Below are 5223 nucleotides of genomic sequence, written 5' to 3' on the forward strand. Positions count from 1 at the left end.
GGAGGCGTCGCATACAGTTATGTCATGCCTACGAAACCCGACCATGGCGACATCGGCGATGTGGAACCGCTGGCCGACAGCACCGCCAGCCAGGCCCGGCGCGTCGTCGCCGCGTATGCGACCGACGCCGACGAGTGCCGCGTCTTCCTGTCCATGCTCGGTATTGGACCCTCGAAGCTCGATGCGTAGATGACTCCCAGCGGAGTCGAACGGCCGGCCGCTTCGCCCGTCGGGGATTCCGACTTCGTCGTGGTGGCCAATCGGCTGCCGGTCGACATGGAGCGGCTTGCCGACGGCCGCACGTCCTGGAAGCGCAGCCCCGGCGGGCTGGTCACAGCCCTGGAGCCACTGCTGCGGCGCAGGCGTGGCGCATGGGTCGGCTGGCCCGGCATCGTCGACGAGGAGATGGACGCCGACGACGGACCGATCGTGCAGGACGAGCTCACCCTGCACCAGGTGCGTCTGAGCGCCGACGACGTCGCCGAATACTACGAGGGTTTCTCCAACGCCACGCTGTGGCCGCTGTACCACGACGTCATCGTCAAGCCCACCTATCACCGCGAATGGTGGGAGCGCTATGTCGACGTCAACCGCCGATTCGCCGAGGCCACGTCGCTCGCCGCCGCGCGCGGTGCCACCGTGTGGGTCCAGGACTACCAGCTGCAACTCGTGCCCCAGATGCTGCGCACGCTTCGCCCCGACCTGACCATCGGCTTCTTCCTGCACATCCCGTTCCCGCCGGTGGAGCTGTTCATGCAGCTGCCCTGGCGATCCGAGATCATCAAGGGCCTTCTCGGCGCCGATCTGGTCGGGTTCCATCTGGCCGGCGGCGCACAGAACTTCCTGTTCTTGTCCCGGCGTCTGGTGGGGGCGGAAACCTCCCGGGGCTCGGTCGGTGTGCGCTCGCGCTTCGGGGAAGTGCAACTGGACTCGCGCACCGTGCGGGTGGGCGCCTTCCCCATCTCCATCGACTCCGCCGACCTCGACCGCAAAGCCCGTGACCGCACCGTTCGGCGCCGGGCCCGCGAGATCAGGGCCGAGCTGGGAAACCCCCGCAAGATCCTGCTCGGCGTCGACCGACTGGATTACACCAAGGGCATCGACGTCCGGCTGAAGGCGTTCTCCGAGCTGCTCGCCGAGGGCCGGGCCAGACGCGACGACACGGTGCTGATCCAGCTGGCCACGCCCAGCCGTGAGCGGGTGGAAAGCTACCGGATCCTGCGCGACGACATCGAACGCCAGGTCGGTCACATCAACGGCGAGTTCGCCGAAGTCGGGCATCCGGTGGTGCATTATCTGCACCGTCCGGTTCCCCGCGACGAGCTCATCGCATACTTCGTCGCCGCCGACGTCATGCTGGTCACACCGCTGCGCGACGGAATGAACCTGGTGGCAAAGGAATACGTCGCCTGCCGCAGTGATCTCGGCGGTGCGCTGGTGCTGAGCGAGTTCACCGGAGCCGCCGCCGAACTTCGGCTGGCCTATCTGGTCAATCCCCACGACCTCGAAGGAGTCAAGGACGCCGTCGAGTCGGCGCTCAACCAGCCGGAGGAGGAAGGCCGCCGGCGGATGCGGTCGATGCGGCGCCAGGTGCTCGCCCACGACGTCGACCGCTGGGCGCGCTCGTTCCTCGACGCACTGGCCGAGGCGCATCCACCTGACGCCGACAAGCCGCCAACAGCCGTGGAAAAAGCCTGAAAGGCCTTGGCGCCGCGGCCCGAGCGCTGTGATACTCGAGCGCAGCGGGATGGCCCGAGCAGGGAGGGACGATCATGAGGATCTGTCGTGGGCTGGCCGTCGGCGCCGGTGTCTTCTCGGCTGTGGCCCTGGGGATCGGGCTCGAATCCAGCGACCCGGCGAGCGCGGTCGCCCCGCCGGCGGACGGCCTGTACCACTTCGACCAGGCGGGCGTGTCGGGCGTGACCTGGCAGGTGACAGCACTGTGCGCCCAGGTCAACGGCAGCCGCTACTACAAGGACTACTCCAACCCCGACATCATGGCCGACTTCTGCGCATTGAACGTCGCGAGCTATACCAACGAACGAAACAGCCGCAAAGACAAGCTGCAGAACTACAGCGGCAGGGCCCGTCTGGTGAGCGGATTGTGGACGTTTCAGGTGGACAAGGCCGACGGTCTGTCCTGTCCCGACGGAGGCACCGGGGCATCCACCGAGACATACGCTTTCGACAACGAGACGATGGCCGGGACGCACACCACGTTGCACGGCGCGGTCTGCGGCCTGCAGCCGGCGATGACCAAAGAGCCGTTCTCGCTGCGGCTCATTGGACCGCCACCCACACCGATCGAGCGTTACCCGTTGTACTGCAACGACATTGCGATGTGCTACTGATCAAATCGGGGTGATGTAGTTGATCAGCCATTGCTTGCCGATCTTTTGGAAGTCCACTCGCAACCGGCTGCCGTCGTAGAGGGGCTGCCGCGATTTGTCGGTCACGGTGCGGTTCAGATAGACCATCACCGACGCGCAATCACGTTGAGCCGACATCACTCCGGCACCGACGACGTTGGCCTGCACCACCACCTCGCGCTTCTTGGCTTCCGGGATGATCTGCGCGTTGGCGCTCTTGCGGAACTCCTGGCGGTACGCCGGCGTCAGCAGCGGATACACCTCGGCGAGGCTGCGTTCGACGGTCTGGTAGTCGTAACCGAAAACTTCGGGGATCTCCTTGGTGGCCAGCTTGGGCAGAGCCGCCCGCGCCGATGCCTCGCCGCGGGCCTGCACCCGGTCCCAGTAGAACCAGCCCGTCGCCGCGGCCAGGCCGACGAAGGCGAAGACCAGCAGGGCGACCGCAACGACCCTGAGCCACCGCAACGTCCGCATCAGTTGCCCCCGTTGGGATACTTCAAGTCGTAGCCGCTCATCCGTCCGGACTCGTCCTCGTGCACGATGACGCGCAGGCGGTAGGGCATGGACGGCTTGTCGACGCCGTCGATGTCGGCGACGGTGACTCGCACCGAGACCAGGACCGACGCGTTGTCGGTGACCGGGTCGATGCCCTCCAGGGCGGCACCGTTGACGACGGCTTCCGACGTCGCGTTGGTGGAGCGGAACAGGCCCTTGAGGTTCTCGATGTTGTTGTTGGCGCCCAGCATGGCGTGCAGGGGGCCACTGGTCTGGTCGTAGAAACGGTTGACACTCTCGTCGATGTTGTCCTGTGTGTAACTGAACATGTTGACCACCGTCTGGGTGGCGGTGTCGACGAACCGCTGGTCGCGAGCCTGCTCGGCGCCGGCATGCCGGTGCTGAACGACCAGCACGGTCAGGCAGGCGACCAGCGCGCCGATCGCCAGGACCGCGGCGGCAACCGAGACCCACGCGACCAGGACCCGGTGCGCCCGCCGCCGCGGCGGCGGCTTGACGGGTTTGAAGGTCCGCACCGGCGGCGCCGCCTGCTTCGCCTGGACCGGGACGCCGATCCGTGCCGCCGCACCGTCGGCGGCCTCACGTCGGGCGGGGCCCGCCGCGCGGGACGCCCGCCGCCGAACGCGTGTCGCCTTGGTCTGCTCGTCTGCCACTACGGGTCCATCACAGGGGTCGTGGATCGAGCATGAGCTCTACCCAATTCTCGGCGCTCGACGCGCCGCTCGCACCGGCCGCGAAGATACCAGTGCCGCCGGCCGGGTCCGCGAACGCGCCGGTCTTCGGATCGTAAGTGGTGTACGCCGGGGCGCTGTCGGCCTGCGGCGGCGCCCCGGTGCCTTCCGGCGGCGGTGGCGGCGGCAGCCACTTGGGATACGGAACCTGGGGCGGCACCGGCGGCACCCCCGGCGGCTGCCATGACGTGAACGGCGGCGGCGGCCCGTTGTCGTTGGGCGGCGGCGGATCGTAGGCCGGCTGGCGGTCGGGCATCGGCCCCGGCCCCGGCGCCACACCCGGCGGTGGCGGCCCGACGATGGGGGTGCCCGGATCCGGATCCGCGTCCGGCGGGACGTACGGGAAGTGGTTGGGCGGCAGCACGTTGAGTCCGTTGGTCACCGGTGTGTCGTAGGGCACCGGCGGGCCGCGCCAGGGGTTGCGGCCAACCGGCACGTAGCCCTTCGGGTCGCGGCACAGCTGGACCGTCGGCGCCCGTTTGCCGGGGAACTCCTGGCACGGGTAGTTGCGCGCGCCGCGCACGGTGGTGGGATCGCTCTGGGCGGCCTTGCAGTACAGGTCGGGCGGGAGCTCGCGCAGCGTCTCGTCGGCCGGTGTGCGCATCAGCGGCGGCGGCAGGAAGCCGACCGAGCACGGCGGCGGGTCGTTCAGGTCGAGCTTGAAGTCGAGCTTGGCGCCCTCGTCCTGCGGCTCGCCGCCGGCGGCTGTGACGATCGCGGCGAACAACGCCGGCAACACGACCAGCAGGTGCTCGATCGACTTGTGGTAGATGACGCCCACCCGGCCCAGGTTGGCCAGGCTGGCGGCCAGCGCCGGGAAGGAGGGCCGGATGCCGGAGAACGCGGTGTTCGCCTCGTCCGCCGCGCCCGGGGCGGTAGCCAGCGTGGAGCGCAGCTGCGGGTCCGCCTGATGCACCTCGGCGGTGAACCGCGCCAGCCCGTCCGACAGCGACTTGATGTCGGCGCCCGCGCGAATCTGGGCCTGCAGGAACGGGCCCGCCTGGTCGATCAGCTCCGACACCCGCGGATAGTCGGCGTTGGCCTGGTCGACCAGCAGCCGCGCGGACTCGAACAACCGGGCCAGCTCGGGTCCCGATCCGTTGGTCGCGATGAACGTCTCGTGCAGCACCTCCCGCAGCCGGGTGTCGCTCACGCTGTTGACCAGCGTCTCGGCCCGCTTCAACAGATCAGCGACGTCCTGGCCGATCCGGGTGTTCTGCTGGGCGATGCGGAACCCGTTGTGCAACTTGGTCGATGCCGGAGTTCCCGACGGCACCAGGTCGATGTACTGCTCGCCCACCGCCGACACGCTCTTCACGGTGGCGGTGACGTTCGACGGGATGGGTGTCCCGCTGTTCAGCCGCATCTCGGCGGTCACGCCATCGGGGTTGAGCCCGACCGACTCCACCCGGCCGACGGCGACGCCGCGATAGGTGACGTTGGCGTTCTTGTACAGGCCGCCGCCGGCGACGAAGTCGGCCGTGCCGACGTAGGTGCCGAGGCCGAAGGTGGCGGGCAGCCGCAGGTAGAAGATCGCCATCACGGTCAGCGCGATCACGGTGATCGCCCCGAAGATGGCCAGCTGGACCTTGGTCAGTCTGTCGAGC

At 68.5% G+C, this 5223-nt stretch carries 6 protein-coding genes; 3 read left to right on the forward strand and 3 right to left on the reverse strand.

Going from position 1 to position 5223, the window contains the following annotated elements; genetic code table 11:
• Window positions 1-24: 24 nt before the first annotated feature.
• The 3 genes from ACOJVU_RS08255 to ACOJVU_RS08265 all read left to right on the forward strand — a co-directional run bounded on the left by ACOJVU_RS08255 (window position 25) and on the right by ACOJVU_RS08265 (window position 2351).
• Window positions 25-189, forward strand: a complete 165-nt coding sequence (locus ACOJVU_RS08255) for a hypothetical protein (protein ID WP_421529326.1) — start codon at window positions 25-27, stop codon at window positions 187-189.
• Window positions 190-1698: an alpha,alpha-trehalose-phosphate synthase (UDP-forming) gene (locus ACOJVU_RS08260; protein WP_421529327.1), complete on the forward strand. Its 1509-nt coding sequence runs from the start codon at window positions 190-192 to the stop codon at window positions 1696-1698.
• A gap of 74 nt (window positions 1699-1772) precedes the next feature.
• Window positions 1773-2351 (forward strand): hypothetical protein, encoded by a 579-nt coding sequence (locus tag ACOJVU_RS08265; protein ID WP_421529328.1) that lies wholly within the window; start codon window positions 1773-1775, stop codon window positions 2349-2351.
• Here the strand turns inward: ACOJVU_RS08265 and ACOJVU_RS08270 are convergent, their stop codons facing one another.
• The 3 genes from ACOJVU_RS08270 to ACOJVU_RS08280 all read right to left on the reverse strand — a co-directional run.
• Window positions 2352-2834: a mammalian cell entry protein gene (locus ACOJVU_RS08270; RefSeq protein ID WP_421529331.1), complete on the reverse strand. Its 483-nt coding sequence runs from the start codon at window positions 2832-2834 to the stop codon at window positions 2352-2354.
• Window positions 2835-2842: 8 nt separating this feature from the next.
• Entirely contained in the window at window positions 2843-3538 is a 696-nt protein-coding gene (locus ACOJVU_RS08275; protein WP_421529329.1) for a mammalian cell entry protein, read from the reverse strand.
• A 10-nt stretch (window positions 3539-3548) separates the two neighbouring features.
• On the reverse strand, window positions 3549-5223 hold a 1675-nt coding region (locus ACOJVU_RS08280), incomplete at its 5' end, for a virulence factor Mce family protein (protein ID WP_421529330.1).

Origin of the sequence: Mycobacterium sp. THU-M104, from assembly GCF_049197365.1 — a bacterium.
Taxonomy (GTDB): domain Bacteria; phylum Actinomycetota; class Actinomycetes; order Mycobacteriales; family Mycobacteriaceae; genus Mycobacterium.

Coding starts and splice junctions, on each gene's coding strand:
- ACOJVU_RS08260 (WP_421529327.1), top strand. CDS start 190: ATGACTCCCAGCGGAGTCGAACGGCCGGCCGCTTCGCCCGTCGGGGAT.
- ACOJVU_RS08265 (WP_421529328.1), top strand. CDS start 1,773: ATGAGGATCTGTCGTGGGCTGGCCGTCGGCGCCGGTGTCTTCTCGGCT.
- ACOJVU_RS08255 (WP_421529326.1), top strand. CDS start 25: ATGCCTACGAAACCCGACCATGGCGACATCGGCGATGTGGAACCGCTG.